Annotated in this window: 14 protein-coding genes and 1 pseudogene; 11 read left to right on the top strand and 4 right to left on the bottom strand. The window is 56.7% G+C overall.

Features of this window, described 5'->3' with window-relative positions:
- Together ABJN75_RS11975 and ABJN75_RS11980 are read left to right on the top strand one after the other, a co-directional pair.
- Positions 1-274, top strand: a pseudogene (locus ABJN75_RS11975) (aldehyde dehydrogenase (NADP(+))); the annotation flags it as partial.
- Between the two features lie 532 nt (positions 275-806).
- A complete protein-coding gene (locus ABJN75_RS11980) occupies positions 807-1,823 on the top strand; it encodes an NADP-dependent oxidoreductase (protein ID WP_348439826.1) in 1,017 nt (338 codons plus the stop codon).
- A gap of 89 nt (positions 1,824-1,912) precedes the next feature.
- On the opposite strand, the gene ABJN75_RS11985 is transcribed toward ABJN75_RS11980, so the two are convergent.
- Together ABJN75_RS11985 and ABJN75_RS11990 are read right to left on the bottom strand one after the other, a co-directional pair.
- The gene (locus ABJN75_RS11985) at positions 1,913-2,779 is read right to left on the bottom strand and encodes a ThiF family adenylyltransferase (RefSeq protein ID WP_348439827.1); all 867 of its coding nucleotides are present in this window, start codon (positions 2,777-2,779) and stop codon (positions 1,913-1,915) included.
- Positions 2,776-4,188, bottom strand: a complete 1,413-nt coding sequence (locus tag ABJN75_RS11990) for an FAD-linked oxidase C-terminal domain-containing protein (RefSeq protein WP_348439828.1) — start codon at positions 4,186-4,188, stop codon at positions 2,776-2,778. The genes ABJN75_RS11985 and ABJN75_RS11990 overlap by 4 nt, the downstream gene beginning before the upstream one ends.
- Before the next feature lie 119 nt (positions 4,189-4,307).
- Here ABJN75_RS11990 and ABJN75_RS11995 point away from each other — a divergent pair, with 119 nt between their 5' ends.
- The 9 genes from ABJN75_RS11995 (at position 4,308) to ABJN75_RS12035 (ending at position 12,734) form a co-directional block, all read left to right on the top strand.
- Positions 4,308-4,760, top strand: a complete 453-nt coding sequence (locus ABJN75_RS11995) for a MaoC/PaaZ C-terminal domain-containing protein (protein ID WP_348439829.1) — start codon at positions 4,308-4,310, stop codon at positions 4,758-4,760.
- Positions 4,760-5,560 carry a 3-ketoacyl-ACP reductase gene (locus ABJN75_RS12000; protein ID WP_348439830.1) on the top strand — a complete coding sequence of 267 codons (801 nt, stop codon included), beginning with the start codon at positions 4,760-4,762 and terminating at the stop codon, positions 5,558-5,560. Before ABJN75_RS11995 ends, ABJN75_RS12000 begins: the two co-directional genes overlap by 1 nt.
- A 34-nt stretch (positions 5,561-5,594) precedes the next feature.
- Positions 5,595-6,368, top strand: a complete 774-nt coding sequence (locus ABJN75_RS12005; RefSeq protein WP_348439831.1) for an SDR family NAD(P)-dependent oxidoreductase — start codon at positions 5,595-5,597, stop codon at positions 6,366-6,368.
- A gap of 124 nt (positions 6,369-6,492) precedes the next feature.
- Positions 6,493-7,347, top strand: coding sequence for a branched-chain amino acid ABC transporter permease (locus tag ABJN75_RS12010; protein ID WP_348439832.1), 855 nt, complete (start codon positions 6,493-6,495; stop codon positions 7,345-7,347).
- Positions 7,347-8,330 carry a branched-chain amino acid ABC transporter permease gene (locus tag ABJN75_RS12015; RefSeq protein ID WP_348439833.1) on the top strand — a complete coding sequence of 328 codons (984 nt, stop codon included), beginning with the start codon at positions 7,347-7,349 and terminating at the stop codon, positions 8,328-8,330. Before ABJN75_RS12010 ends, ABJN75_RS12015 begins: the two co-directional genes overlap by 1 nt.
- Before the next feature lies 1 nt (position 8,331).
- The gene (locus ABJN75_RS12020; protein WP_348439834.1) at positions 8,332-9,090 is read left to right on the top strand and encodes an ATP-binding cassette domain-containing protein; all 759 of its coding nucleotides are present in this window, start codon (positions 8,332-8,334) and stop codon (positions 9,088-9,090) included.
- Between the two features lie 53 nt (positions 9,091-9,143).
- Positions 9,144-9,854: an ABC transporter ATP-binding protein gene (locus ABJN75_RS12025; protein ID WP_348439835.1), complete on the top strand. Its 711-nt coding sequence runs from the start codon at positions 9,144-9,146 to the stop codon at positions 9,852-9,854.
- A 56-nt stretch (positions 9,855-9,910) separates the two neighbouring features.
- A complete protein-coding gene (locus ABJN75_RS12030) occupies positions 9,911-11,047 on the top strand; it encodes an ABC transporter substrate-binding protein (RefSeq protein ID WP_348439836.1) in 1,137 nt (378 codons plus the stop codon).
- Between the two features lie 40 nt (positions 11,048-11,087).
- Entirely contained in the window at positions 11,088-12,734 is a 1,647-nt protein-coding gene (locus ABJN75_RS12035) for an AMP-binding protein (protein WP_348439837.1), read from the top strand.
- A gap of 51 nt (positions 12,735-12,785) precedes the next feature.
- Here ABJN75_RS12035 and ABJN75_RS12040 read toward each other — a convergent pair whose 3' ends face one another.
- Positions 12,786-13,400 carry a TetR/AcrR family transcriptional regulator gene (locus ABJN75_RS12040; protein WP_348439838.1) on the bottom strand — a complete coding sequence of 205 codons (615 nt, stop codon included), beginning with the start codon at positions 13,398-13,400 and terminating at the stop codon, positions 12,786-12,788.
- A gap of 107 nt (positions 13,401-13,507) precedes the next feature.
- A complete protein-coding gene (locus ABJN75_RS12045; protein ID WP_348439839.1) occupies positions 13,508-14,458 on the bottom strand; it encodes a dihydrodipicolinate synthase family protein in 951 nt (316 codons plus the stop codon).
- Positions 14,459-14,474 lie beyond the last annotated feature (16 nt).

A 14,474-nucleotide genomic window follows, 5' to 3' on the forward strand; every position in this document is an offset into this window, starting at 1 on the left:
GCGGCTCACCTGTACGTTGCACATGGACGACGCGGATCTCGATCTCGCCAGGCAGTTGATGCCGGTGCTGGAGCGCAAGGCCGGGCGTCTGCTTGCCAACGGATTCCCCACCGGAGTGGAGGTCTGTGACGCCATGGTGCATGGCGGCCCATATCCGGCGTCCACCAATTTTGGCGCCACCTCGGTCGGTACGCTGGCTATCAGAAGGTTCGTCAGGCCGGTTGCATTCCAGAACATGCCCGACGAACTGCTGCCGCTGGAACTCAGACAATAGGCGGACGGGCGATGCTGACCCAAGATTGATTGAGGCATCGACCAAGGGGGTTTCATCGTGAATAAGATCCCGCCGGGGGCGCAATCATCCTCGGCGGTTCCCTTCCTTTTCGAGAGCAGTCCAGCAGGCCAATATTGCTGAATGACACAGTGTACCAGATGCTCGGCAAGCAGACCGTAACCGCCAATTTCCCATCTCGGTTCGAGCCCAATTCGCGCGTGCACAGCGCCAGTTGTGCGCACATTTTTGACATAGCCCTGGTCAAAGTTGCCGCTTGCAATTGAATTCCAATGGCCAAGCCGGGCATCTTTGGCCCGTTCCATTTGTGTTGCGGACGAGAAGAATTTCTTCGCTTCAGACGTGTTTTTCACAACACCGTGGAAGCGGTCCATGCCCTTTGGCAGTTCGCGTGGCACAAGCATTGAAGTTTGGTCCAATTGCCTTCTGTGTCGACAATCACATCACCTGCTGACGTTTCAAATATTGACTTACCTGCAAGTTAATTATATTTCGTGGTTGAAAAGGAACCTCCATGAACAGACAATGGCAATTGAACCGACGGCCAGTCGGTGAACCAACCATCTCGGATTTCAAGCTGGTAACAGGAAATGTGCCTGCGAGGGTGGCGGAGAATGATGTTCTGGTGAGAAATCGCCTCTTGTCGCTAGATCCTTATATGCGGTGGCGAATGGACGATGCGAAATCCTACGCGCCTGCCGTTGGCCTGGGCGAGGTTATGGTCGGCGCCACGATTTCCGAAGTTCTGCAATCGCAAACACCTGAATTCAAGGTTGGTGACATCGTTGCCGCTCAGGGCGGTTGGCAGGATTATGCCGTCGTCAACCGGAAGGCGGTCCGAAAACTCGATGTCGACCAGATCGCCCCGGAGGCCTACCTCGGCGTATTGGGGAGTCCGGGCTTTACCGCTTATGCAGGCCTCATGAAAATTGGCAATCCGCGCCCGGGAGAAACCGTTGTGGTGGGGGCTGCGACCGGACCGGTGGGCTCCATGGTCGGACAACTGGCCCGTCGCACCGGCGCGCGGGCGGTGGCGATCGCGGGTGGTGCGGAAAAATGCGGGATTGCCACGAGCGAATTCGGATTTTCCGCTGCCATCGATCATCGCGCGCCTGATTTCGCTGCGCAACTGGCCAAGGCGTGCCCCGATGGCATTGATGTCTATTTCGAGAATATCGGCGGAGAAGTGCTTGAAGCCGTCATTCCCTTGCTCAATGATTTTGCTCGTATCCCGGTCTGTGGCGTGATTTCGCAGTACAGCGGATTGGCAAGCGGTGAGAATGAAACGTCGCTCAACCGCTTCATGCGAGACATTCTGGTCAAACGGCTTCTGGTCAGAGGCTTTATCGTGACAGATTTCGCCGACATACGTGAAGAGTTTGACCAGACAATTGCGCCGCTTGTTGCGTCGGGCGAGATCCGGCGCCTTGAAGATGTCGTTGAAGGACTGGAACAGGCGCCGCATGCCTTTCTGGGGCTCCTGCGGGGGAAAAACCGCGGCAAACTAATTGTCAGAATTGATGATGATTGATGCATGAGGCGCAGGACTTTGCAGAGATTTTGCGCCAATGACATGCAAGAACAGTGAACTGGCGGACGCCAGTTCTCCGGATGCCTGGTTTATGGGAATTTGATGTCGGCTGCCAACAGGTCGCGGGAGTCGAGCAGGAAGTCGGATACGACCTCGATTTGCGAATCAAGCATTTCCCTGCCGTAGACGGTCGCGCAGCCACACTCTTCAGCCAGCGCGATCAGCCGTGTCCGGTCCGGATCCATGATGGCATCCATCACCACAACGCGTTCCGGGATCTCCTTGATATCAATCGGTATCCGCGATGCGTCGAGCATGCCCACCGATGAAGCATTGATCAAGACATCTATCTCATCAAGCGAAGGTGCGTTCCTCGATATCACCACGTTGGGAAACCATTTGCCAATCCGGTCGTGCAGATCCGCGCTGCGTGCGGCATCGGGGTCCTGTAGCGAAATTTGCGCGACACCGGTCCGCGCAAGCGTGCTGGCGATGGCCACTCCGGCACCTCCGGCGCCAAGCAGGAACACATGTTTGCCTGCCAGTTCAACGCCACGGCGGAGCATGGCACTGACGCAACCGTTTCCATCAAACATCTCGCCAACCCATTTGTCGTCCTTCGACCGCGCAATAACGGATGCGCTTCCGCTGATTTCCGCCAGCGGTCCAATCCGATCGAGATGGCCGGTTATTGTTTTCTTGTGTGGTATCGTGACCACAAGACCATCGAGGTTGGCAATCTTCATGAGGCCGGGGATGCAGTCATCGAGTTCCTCGGGGCGGACATGGATTGGCAACACAATGGCATTGATGCCCCTGCGTCGGAGTTCATAAGTCACTGTTTCAGGTGTTCGGACCTGTTCGATAGGATGCCCCAGGATTCCGTAGAGGCGGGTATGGCCATCAACGAAATCGACCGAGCCAGCGCGGGAGGGTTTGGGCGTGATGATATTCATGTCTCGGGATCCAGCATTTTTCCAGGATTCATCAGGTTGTCGGGGTCGATTGCAGACTTGATTGACCGCATCAGTTCCAGCGCTTCAATGCCGTGTTCAAGCTCAAGGTAGCGGCGCTTTTCCTGACCAACCCCGTGTTCGCCGGTACAGGTGCCCTGCATGGCAATCGCGCGTTTGACCATCCGGCCGATAAAATCACGCACAAGTGCAATCTCCGCCGGGTCATCCATTCGAACCAAAGGCTGCACATGAAAATTCCCGTCTCCGACATGGCCGACCAAAGGGGCGATCAGGCCCAGGGCCTCGATCTCCTTTTTGGTCTCTTCCACGCAATCGGCCAATCGGGAAATTGGCACGCAGACATCGGTCGGAATGGGCTGGGCTTCCGGCCTTAATCCACGGCAGGCCCAATAGGCATCATGACGCGCCTTCCACAGGCGTGTCCGCTCTTCAGGGTTTCTCGACCAGTGAAAAGGCCCACCTCCAAAGGATTCAGCGATCTCGGAGAAACGTTCCGACTGTTCGGCAACAGCTGCCGGTGTGCCGTGAAACTCGAGAAGCAGAAGCGGCTTTTCTTCCAGATCGAGTTTTGAGTATGCATTGATCGCACCGACGGTGACATCATCGAGAAGTTCGATTCGTGCAACCGGGATGGCGCACTGGATTGTTGCAATTACCGCATCACAGGCATCGCGGACGCTTTGAAAACTGCAAATCCCTCCCGAAATGGCTTCAGGAATCGGTGACAGGCGCAGCACCAGTTCAGTTATGATTCCAAGTGTGCCTTCCGATCCCACGAAAAGTCGTGTCAGATCGTAGCCGGCGGAAGACTTTCGTGCCCGGCTTCCTGTTCGTATAATTTTGCCGTCAGCGGTAACAACGGTCAATGCGAGCACATTGTCTTTCATGGTACCGTAACGCACGGCATTGGTGCCCGAAGCGCGGGTAGCGGCCATGCCGCCAAGCGAGGCATCCGCGCCGGGATCAATCGGAAAGAAAAGTCCGGTGTCGCGGAGATGCTCGTTCAGCGTGAGACGTGTCACCCCGGGTTGAATGGTGCAATCCATATCCTCGGCATTAACCGCCACAATCGCATCCATCTGGGAAAGGTCCACCGAGATGCCGCCATACGGCGCATTGACGTGCCCCTCAAAAGAGCTGCCCGCTCCGAAAGCGATAATAGGAACTTTGTGCGCCCGGCATATGTTTGTAATCGTCACCACCTCTTCGGTGGTGCGGGCAAACACCACGGCGTCCGGCGCCTGCCGTTCCATCCAGGTCAACTGGCTGGCGTGCTGTTCGCGCACGGCTTGTGAAAGCGAAATCCGATCGCCGAAAGCCTGTGTGAGTTCATCAATCGCCGCCCTTAATGCCGAAGGGGCCGGACGTGTCCCAACCGATGATGTCATTTCCGAGCTACTCCTCCATCCCGAATGTCGCGCCATGCAAATTCGTCTCGCCAATGTTAAACCAGATGTTGACCTACATGCAAGTCAGGACTATGAGTCGCTCAACAGGGAGGGTAGACATGGAAGACGTAGATTTTCACGTGGCCATTGGCGACAGCGTGACATTCGCAAAGACGGTGGGTGAAAGTGATGTTTACTTGTTTGCTGGCATCACCGGCGACCTGTCATCAGTCCACTGCAACGAGGAATTCATGAGCAAATCCGCCTTCGGCCAGCGGATTGCCCACGGCGTGCTGAGCGTTGGCCTGATGTCAACGGCGTCAACGCTGATGTACCAGCCGCATGTCGACAAATATGTCGGGTACACACCGGTCTCCCTTGGCTATGATCGGGTCCGATTCGTCGGCCCTGTCTTCTTTGGCGATACCGTGACCATTCGTTACACCGTCTCGGAGTTGCAGGGAGAAAAGCTCCGTGCACGGTCTGAGGTGGTCGCAACCAACCAGCGTGGCGAAACTGTCGCAACGGCAATTCATATCATGGCCTGGGTGCCGACCGAAGGTGCCGCCTGATGACTGCGTCCGACAATAGCAAGCAAACCCCGGGCGTCGCATTTGTGACCGGCGGTCGCCGAGGGATCGGTCGCGCAATCGCATACTCTCTGGCAGACCACGGGTTTGATGTCGTTATCAACGACATCGCTCGAGACGAGAGTGCTGAAGAGACCTTGTCGGGAATTCGCGAGCGCGGAATGAAGGCCGCATTCGTGAAAGGCGATATAGCGCAGGTCGATGATCACGAGCGTCTGGTTTCGGAAGCATGGGATGCGTTCGGGCCGATCAGCTGCCTGGTCAACAATGCCGGCGTGCAGACGGCCTATCGCGGTGACATGCTCGAAATTCCCGTCGAAAGTCTTGACCGGCTCATTGGCGTCAACTTGCGCGGCTCGTTCTTTCTGACCCAGCGTCTGGCAAAGCGGATGGCCGGGGAACCCTGCGGCGACCCTACGCATCCGAAACGTTCGATCATTTTCGTTTCAACCGGAAATGCTGTGGTCGCGACGCAAGGGCAGGCCGACTACTGCATCTCGAAATCCGGCATTCCAATGATGTCGACGCTCTATGCCCTTCGCCTGGCCGAGTACGGTATTGCTGTGCATGAGGTTCGCCCCGGCATTATCCGCACGGACATGACCGCCGATGTGTTCGACAAATACGACAACTGGGTGAAATCCGGAGGGTTTGCCCTGCCTCGCTGGGGAGAGGCTGAAGATATCGGCAAGACCGTTGGCGTCCTGGCTGCAGGACTTCTTCCTTACTCGACAGGTGGCGCGTTCCATGTTGATGGTGGTATCCATATTCGCCGGACATAACCTGTTGTAAAACATAATAAAATGGAAATAGAACATGTACCGACTTGAAGGCAGACACGCCATTGTCACCGGCGCTGCGCGGGGAATAGGACGCGCAATTGCGGAAAGATTGATTGCCGAAGGGTGCACTGTCAGCCTTTGGGACGTCGATGGTGATGAGGTTGCGCTAGCCGCTAATGAAATTGCAGGCTCCGCAGGCAAGGTTCACTTTGCTGAAGTCGATGTATCGGACCGCCAAGCCGTGGCCTCTGCGCTGGCGGCCACGAGAACGGCCTGGAACGCCGGTCCCGATATTCTGGTCAACAATGCCGGTATCGGCCAGGTCGCTTCCATTCTCGACAGTGAGCCGAAGGATTTCGATCGCACAATCGCGGTCAATATCGGAGGCACATACAACTGCTGTTACGAAGTTGCCCCGCTTATGCGAGATGCGGGTGGCGGACTGATAATCAACATCGCGTCCTGGTTTGGAAAATCCGGACGTCCGATGTCGATGGCCTATTGTGCTTCGAAATTCGCCATCATTGGAATGACGCAGTCGATGGCGCTTGACCTTTCATCCCATGGCATTCGCGTCAATGCAGTGTGTCCCGGAACCATTACTGATACCCAGATGCGCGAGCAGGCCGACGCTGCCGGTGCGTTGAAGGGGGTGCCGCCCGCACAAGAGCGAGAACATCTCATTCCGCTCGGGCGCCTGGGTAAGCCACGCGACATAGCCAACGTGGTGGCATTCCTGATTTCCGACGAAGCCGACTATATGACTGGTCAATCAGTCAACGTAACCGGCGGCCTCTGGATGAACTGATCAGTCTTACCGGAATCTGCCACAGCTACTTGACATGGCGCATCAGCTTCGACTTACTGACATGCAAGTATGCCGACTTCATCGACAAGTGCCGTATTGAAGACGGGTAACAGGGAGGAAAAACTTGTTCGAATTCATTGAGTATCTCACGCGTGGTGCCCTCCTGGGCGTTACCTACGGTCTGCTTGCATTTCCTGTAAGTCTGCTGTTTTCCACCACTGGGTCGGTTGATGTGGCCATGGGGGCTTATGCGGTGCTGGCGGCGGCGGTCATGTATATGATTGGCGGACCGTTGGGGCTTGTGGCTGCCATCGGTGTGGCGGTGCTCGCGTCTTCACTGGTCGGACTCATCTCGATGCGGCTCAACCGTCCAGGGCATGTTGACCATGTCATCGCTGTGCTGGGGACCTTTGGTCTGGCGACTTTCATCGAATCTTTCATTCTCACCTTCTTCGGGGCCAACCCGATGATTCGCCAGCCGTTTTCCACATTCTGGAATCTGGGTGGTATCCGGGTGAGCCCGCAGATCGGTATCAATGTCGCGGTTTGTGTCGCAGTGGTTTCGATATTGTTCATCGTGCTGCAGAAGACACCGTTTGGACGTGCCATGCGGGCAAGTGCGGCCAATCCTGTCGGCGCGGCGCTTAACGGCATTCCGGTCAAGCAGATCTGGTTTTCAACCTATGTTCTGGGCGGATTGCTCGCCGGCGTGGCGGGGGTTCTCATTCTGTATACGACCGGCGCTGACTACTCGACCGCTTTCAATCTGACGATATGGGGGTTTGGTGCGGCAATTATATTCGGCATGCATGGCGCCTTGCGCGGCTTTGCCGGCGGTCTCGTCATCGGGATGGTTCAGGCACTGAGTGCCGGGTACCTCTCGGGCGGCTGGGCAACGGCGACGCCATTCATATTCATCTTCGTCATTCTTTCGATGGGTCGAATGAACCAGATCGCCGCCACGGGAGGACGTGTCTGATGAAGTACGAAAATCTCAAACGGTTCATGCCGATTGTTTTTCTGATTGTGGTTGTGGCCATTATCACACCCATTATCTCTTCCAGTCCGTTCTGGCTCGATAACTCCGTGCTGGTTGCAATCTTTGCGCTGCTATCGCTGTCAGTGGGAATGGCCTATGGACAGGCCGGCATTTTGTCCATCGCACCTGCGGCGTTCGGCTCATTGGGCGCCTATGCGACGGCCATCCTGACGGCAAGGTATGGTGTATCACCGCTGATCGGTCTGGTTGCCGCGCTGCTGCTGCCGACCTTGCTGGCCTATCCAATGGCCCGCGCAATCACCCGTCTTTCGCCGTTGCCGCTGTCCATTGCGACGCTTCTCCTGAGCATTGTTCTCGAACTCGCCATTCGCGAGGGTGGCGATTTGACGGGGGGCTATATCGGCATATCCGGCATTCCAACCCTGTGGTTCGCAAACAGCCTGTTTTCCATGCATCTGTTGGCATGGCTGGTCGTGGTTATCGTCATGGTGCTTTATGCCAATCTGACAGCCTCAGCCATTGGCCGTGCGGTCAGGACAGCCAAGCACGATCCATTGCGCGCCACCGCCGACGGCATCAATGTGCCCGCAACGCTTGCTGTGTATTTCGCGCTTTCCTCCACCGTGGCCGGTTTGGCGGGTTGGCTCTACGCCCATCACCTTACCTACATGGGGCCTGATTCGCTGACCATGCATGTGTCGATTCGCGTAGTGCTGATGGCAGTGATTGGTGGCGCTTCGACCCTTCTGGGGCCGGTCCTCGGTGCCGCATTCCTTACCCTGATCACCATCTATCTGCCGGCTGCGGAAACCCAGGGGATGATCTTCGGTGCGGTTCTGATCTTTGTTCTTCTGGTTGCGCCCAATGGCGCGCTGGGAACCGATTGGCGGCGCCTTTTCGCCAAGAACTCGGCGGCCAAGAGACCTAAAAAAGTCGCTGCAGCGCCAACCGGGGAGGTGTGAAATGACCATTCAGGCTAACAATGTCACGGTCCGGTTTGGCGGTGTTGTCGCCGTCAGGGATGTCTCGCTTTCGGTCGAGAAGGGACAGATCGTCTCGATCGTCGGGCCGAATGGCTCGGGCAAGAGCACGATGTTCAATGCGATCACCGGGATGGTAAGCACAGCTTCGGGAACGGTCAGCGTGGACGGCAAGCGGATCGATCGCGAACCGGCTCACCGGCGGATCGGCCTGGGTCTTGCTCGATCCTTCCAGACGCCGCGGTTTGATCCACACACAACGGTCTTCGACGCAGTCATGTGCGGCTTTTACCCGGTCAAGAAATCCTCGATCTTCGGCGCCATGGTGCGTACTCCGTTCGCCGCCGCTGAAGAGCAGCGGTTCCGCGACCGGTGCGAGGCGATCCTTGAAGATCTGCAGTTGAGTGAATTCCGCGATCTGCAGATGAACGAGTTGCCGATGGGACGGGTCCGGTTGGTCGAGGTCGGACGCGCCGTGGCCAACGAGCCCAAGTACATCCTGCTTGATGAACCGGCCGCCGGCCTGGCCCGCGATGAACAGCGCATGCTTGCCGGTGAAGTACGCCGGTTGGCTGAGCGAGGCGTCGGTGTCCTTCTTGTGGAGCACAATTTCAACTTGATCCGGGAACTGGCCGAACACGTGGTCGTGCTGAAGGAGGGTGCCGTGCTTCTTGAAGGAACACCGGACGTGATCGCCAAGGATCGAGCTTTTATTGACACTTATCTGGGGCGTGCGGGTTGATGAGTAATGCCAGCAAAATGACAGGAAGTATGGCCGCAAACCAGGACACACCAGTGGCGTTTGCGTGTCGAAACATAACAGCGCGCTACAACCGTATCTTCGTGGTTGAAGGTGTCAGTTTCGAAGTTGCCGCCGGAGAGATGCTCGCCATTCTTGGACCGAACGGAGCCGGGAAAAGCTCCATGCTCGGGGCTATTGCCGGCATCGTGTCCGGAGGCGGCGAGATCAACGTCAACGGCCGCAACATAGGTCGGTTGAGTGCGGCCGCCCGGGCCGGTATGGGGATTTCTTTCGTGCCCGAACAGCGCGGGAATATCTTCCCGACGATGTCGGTGTCCGAAAACATAGATGTCGGCATGCGCCTGCTGGAACCGGGCGCGCGCGATGAACAGCGCGAGTTTATCCTCGACATGTTTCCGATCCTCAAGGAACGCGCCAGCGCCAATGCGGGCGTGCTGTCCGGTGGCGAGCAACAGATGCTGGCCATTGCCCTGGCCTTGGGTCGCCGGCCGGATGTTCTCATTCTGGACGAGCCAAGTCAGGGTCTGGCGCCGGCCGTATTCGATATTCTCGAACAGGCTTTCGCGACGCTGAAATCGCGCGGCCTGGCGCTTTTGCTCGCAGAGCAGAACGTGCCTTTCGCCAGTCGGATTTCCGAACGTTATCTGATCCTTTCGCAAGGTCAGACGATCCGAACTGGCGGCAGGGAGGATCTCGAAAATCCGGAAGAAATAGCCGACGCCTTCATGGGAGGGGCGGGGTGAACAACACGACATCGATCATGAAGCAAAAAGGGAGTGAGAGAACTATGAAAAATCTGATGAAACTGGCATTCGCGAGTGTTGCGATTGCAGCCCTGGGGATCACCCCGACCACCGCACAGGAAACCATCAAGGTCGGTGGTATTTTCTCGGTCTCCGGACCGGCGGCGCCTTTTGGTGTCCCCGAGCGTGATATCGTTGAGATCCTTGCCAACAACCTCAATGAAAATGGTGGCATCGACGGCAAGAAGCTGGAAATCATCTTCTGTGACGACCAGACAAACCCGACTGAATCCGCGCGATGCGCGACGCGCTTGATCCGTCAGGATGGTGTCGTGGCGATCATCGGCTCGACCATTGGTACCGGGACGCTTGCTCTGATGCCGGTAGCCAAGAATGCAGAAGTTCCTGTGCTTGCACCGGTCGGTACAATCAGCGTGACCGACAAGTCGCATGATTTCTGGCCCTGGGTTTTCCGTATTGCGCCGACCGACAAGGTTATCCTGTCCGGCATCATGGAGCGCGGCGTATTTGGTCCAGGCCACAAGCGGTTTGCTGTCATGTATCAGGAAGATGCATATGGTGAAGCAGGCATGGAATATGCCAGGAAATTGTCGGAAGAACATGACATCGAAGTGGTTGCTGCGGTTTCCGCGCCTCTGTCGGCCATCGAACTGACAGCCCAGGCGACCAACATCCGCAATTCCGAACCGGATGTAATCCTGCTTCAGACTTCTGCGCCTTCTCTGGGTGCCGCGTTTGTTCGCGCCGCCAAGCAGGTCGGGATTGAAGCTCCGATTATCGGTTCGGGCTCACTCAACCAGCAGCCGTTCATTGATGCTGCGGGCACTGCGGGCGAGGGCGTTCAGGTGGTTTCCATGGGTAACTGGAACGATCCTTCAGACAAGCAGAACGAACTGGGCAAGGTGATCCGGGGCGGCGGTAAGGTGCCACAGGGTTACGGAGAACTTCTGTCATCCACCGGCTTCATGGCGCTGGCCGAGGCAATCCGCCGGATCGGCGATGACGAAGTCACCGGTTCCGCAATCCGCGACAAGCTTGAAACGATCTGTGATTTCGATGGCACCTACCTCGACGGCAAGCTCTGCTATACGCCGGACCAACATGAAGGCGTGTTCGAAGACTCGTTGATCACGGTCGAAATCCGCGATGGTGCATTTATCACCATCGACTAACCAAAGGTCGGGAGGGCCCCGTGTCCTCCCGATTGTGACCATGAACAATGACAGTTATGATCCGGGTTTCGAGTTTGCGCAGTGGACTCTCGATCATGTCTTGAAATGGCGGAGCGGCCTGACGAAAGACAGGCCGCTCATTCAATTTGAGGACGACGCGCCCGTCAGTGTTGCCGGTCTTTATGAGCTGGCGCGTGGCTATGCACAAACGCTCGTCACTTCCGGCCTGAAACCACATGACAGACTTGTTCTCGTGGCGGAGAATTCGATAGACCATCTGGCGGTCTGGTTCGCGACAAATCTCGCCGGCGCTGCCAATGTCCCGATCAATCCGGTTTTGACTGGCGTCATGCTGGCGCGCTCCCTGCAACTGGTTGAACCGGAGATCGTAGTCGTTGACGCTTCGGTGTTGCCGGCGCTTGCCGGGATCTGCCACAACGTCGCCAGTCTGCGTCGCATCTTCTGGATAGGGGAGGCGTGTGACATTCCGGATTTTGGCGCAATCTCGTGTGAGCGGCTGGAGCCGGGAGATCCGGCGCTGGCTGTACTTCCCGAGGGAAAGCCCAGCGATATCGCCTCTATCCTTTTTACATCGGGAACAAGCGGTCCGGCCAAGGGTGTAATGGTCACGCAGGCCCAATGCTATCTGACCGCGTTGCAAACCTTGCAGGGCTTGCGCATAGGACCCGAGGACACCTGCTATTTTGCGCATCCTCTCTTTCATATGTCTCCAAGGTTTTGTGCGGTTTATGCTTCGCTGCTTGCCGGCGCGAATATATGTTTCGATCGCAAATTCAACGCGGAACGCTGGCTTGATCGCATTCGTCAATCCAGGTCGACATTCACCATCGGGCATGGGCCGTTGCTCGAAATGATCCACGCGCAACCTGAGCGCCCTGATGATGCCGACACTCATCTTACCAGGCTTGGAACCGCCCCTTTTCCCAAACACATAGCGGCGGATTTCGAACGCCGTTTTGGCGTAAAGGGCATTGAAACCTGGGGTATGACGGAAATCAACATTCCGTGCTGGCATCCCTATGATGCGCCGCTGAAAGTAGGTGCGTGCGGCGTAATTCGTGAAGAATGGTATGAATTCCGCGTGGTCGACCCGGACACCGATCTGGAGGTGCCGACGGGCGAAACAGGCGAATTTGTCATCCGGCCGAAGCTCCCTTGGATCGTCAGTCCCGGATATTACCGGAATGATGCCGCGACCATGGCAGCCTGGCGGAACCTCTGGTTTCACAGTGGAGATACAGGGTACGTGGACGCAGAAGGCTGGCTCTATTTCGTGGACCGTTTGGGCGATCGGATCAGACGCCGTGCGGAAAATATATCCTCCTATGATATCGAGGCCGCTGCAAACCTGCATCCTGCAATTCAGGAGAGTGCTGCGGTCGGCGTTCCGTCCGAATTTGCTGCCGACGAAGATATCAAGCTTTGTATCCTGTGCCGCCCGGGGGCCAGGTTTGATCCGCATGACATCATGATCCATCTGGCGAGGGAACTGCCCCACCATATGGTGCCGCGCTATCTGGAAGAAATTGAAGAGATGCCGCGTACCCCGACGCAAAAGATCCGCAAGGAGATTTTGCGCAAGGCGGGTGCGGGGAGTTCGGCCTGGGACCGAAAGGCGGCCGGTGTAGATCTTAGAGCTCTCATCTCCGCAGCCAGGTCCAGTTGAAGTGTGGATGGACCGGCGTGGGACGGGAGCCTGCGGGCAGAAGCCTCAATCTCAGGTCGATTTGGACTGCTTTTTTTGGCCGTAAGCATTCTCGATTGTTGCAAGAGTAGCTTCCCAGAGCTCGGCCAGCCTCTTGAATGTGCCATGATCCCGGGTGACCGAGCCGGCATAATGGATGATGTTGACAAGCATGATGACCACCTGATCTTCCGGTGTGCCGGGCCGCAATTCTCCTGAATTGATAGACGAACGTACGCCGACCCTTACAAGTGTTTCGAACTCGCGGCTGACTTCCAGCAGCTTGGAGCGCATCTTGGGTGTGAGCGCATCACTGTCAGACCGGAGCCGGATCATAAGGCTCCAGGGCTCGCCCTTGTCGCCGTTCGGGTTATAGGTCTCGTATCGGCTGCGGCTCATCCGGACGATGGTTTCCACCTTGTCCCGCAGCGATGTTCGTGAATCGGTCCAGATGTCACGATAACGGTCAAGTGTTCCATTTGCGTAATCCTCCAGAACCTCCTCCACCAGGCCATCCTTGCTGCCAAAGTGATAATGCAAATTGGCACGGGTGGTATTGAGGAGGTCGGAAACCTGGCGGAAGCTCAGGCCGCGATAGCCATGCTTTATCAGAAGCTCTTCCGCGACCTGTTTGATGCGATTACGCATAATGGATCCACGAGTGTGCAAGCATTGATTAGCTTTCTTGTTGAACCGAAATAGGACCGGTTCCTTATATTCAGCTTTTGACCAATGGTGCAATCATTGCGTTAAATTCACGATGCAAGGTTCATCGCGCCTTCATTCCCGATGCCGGCCGTCTGCATTGCGGTACCGATACGGGCAATCTCGGCCGCATCAAGTTTCTGCAGCGGCGGACGTACTGCTGCACTCGGCAGGCGTCCGAGCAGGACCTGAGCTTCCTTCATCCTGTTGTGCATATCAACAGCAGGCGCGCCGTAGAACGCGTGTGTGGTTGGATAGATCCGTGCCGCCACTTCCTTTGCCCTTGCCAGGTCATTTGCCTTGACTGCTTCGTAGAGCGCGACCTGCAGGTCGGCAATGGTGCTTCCCGCTCCCGAAAGAATGCCGTTGCAGCCGGTTACAAGTGACGGAAGCAGCCAGGCGCTGTGGGTTGTCAACACATGGAATGGCCTGTCGTTCGATTGCAGTTCGCGAACCGTCATCTCATGACGCGCAGGATCTCCGCAGCCGTCTTTCATGGCACGGATTGAGGGGACTTCCTCGAGCAACTTGCACAACAGGTCGTGAGAATAGGAAAGTGGCGTGTTGGTAGGAAACTGGAAGATGATCAGCGGCAGATCCGTGGCATCGGCCACCCTCTTGTAGTGATCGATCACCATTTCCGGGCGGGCGCCCAGAATAAAGACATTGGATGGGAACACCAGCAAAGCCGATGCGCCATTCTTGTCAGCCATACGCGCAATTCGCACGGCTTCATGTGCGCTGTCTGCATAAACTCCGTTGATCAACGGAACGCGGTCACCGATTTCCTGCAGCGCCACATTCAGCAGCATTTCCTGCTCGTCGAAAGTGCAGGACGACACCTCGGAAGCATGGCCGTTGACAGTGATAGCTGCAATCCCGGGAACAGCGACATCACGAAGGTGCTTGCGAAAGCTTTGCTCATCGATGGACAGATCATTGTGGAGTGGAAGCAGGCAAGCCGGAATGACGCCTGAGCAATCATAGGATTTTCGTGTCATGGAAGTGGACCTTTCT

This window comes from Hoeflea sp. (genome assembly GCF_039975035.1).
Classification (GTDB): Bacteria; Pseudomonadota; Alphaproteobacteria; order Rhizobiales; family Rhizobiaceae; genus Hoeflea.

Bases quoted from the DNA above. Each gene is read 5' to 3' on its own strand.
- ABJN75_RS12030 (WP_348439836.1), top strand. From the start codon at position 9,911: ATGAAACTGGCATTCGCGAGTGTTGCGATTGCAGCCCTGGGGATCACC.
- ABJN75_RS12005 (WP_348439831.1), top strand. From the start codon at position 5,595: ATGTACCGACTTGAAGGCAGACACGCCATTGTCACCGGCGCTGCGCGG.
- ABJN75_RS11990 (WP_348439828.1), bottom strand. From the start codon at position 4,188: ATGACATCATCGGTTGGGACACGTCCGGCCCCTTCGGCATTAAGGGCG.
- ABJN75_RS11980 (WP_348439826.1), top strand. From the start codon at position 807: ATGAACAGACAATGGCAATTGAACCGACGGCCAGTCGGTGAACCAACC.
- ABJN75_RS12015 (WP_348439833.1), top strand. From the start codon at position 7,347: ATGAAGTACGAAAATCTCAAACGGTTCATGCCGATTGTTTTTCTGATT.
- ABJN75_RS12040 (WP_348439838.1), bottom strand. From the start codon at position 13,400: ATGCGTAATCGCATCAAACAGGTCGCGGAAGAGCTTCTGATAAAGCAT.
- ABJN75_RS12035 (WP_348439837.1), top strand. From the start codon at position 11,088: ATGAACAATGACAGTTATGATCCGGGTTTCGAGTTTGCGCAGTGGACT.
- ABJN75_RS12045 (WP_348439839.1), bottom strand. From the start codon at position 14,458: ATGACACGAAAATCCTATGATTGCTCAGGCGTCATTCCGGCTTGCCTG.
- ABJN75_RS12020 (WP_348439834.1), top strand. From the start codon at position 8,332: ATGACCATTCAGGCTAACAATGTCACGGTCCGGTTTGGCGGTGTTGTC.
- ABJN75_RS12000 (WP_348439830.1), top strand. From the start codon at position 4,760: ATGACTGCGTCCGACAATAGCAAGCAAACCCCGGGCGTCGCATTTGTG.
- ABJN75_RS11985 (WP_348439827.1), bottom strand. From the start codon at position 2,779: ATGAATATCATCACGCCCAAACCCTCCCGCGCTGGCTCGGTCGATTTC.
- ABJN75_RS11995 (WP_348439829.1), top strand. From the start codon at position 4,308: ATGGAAGACGTAGATTTTCACGTGGCCATTGGCGACAGCGTGACATTC.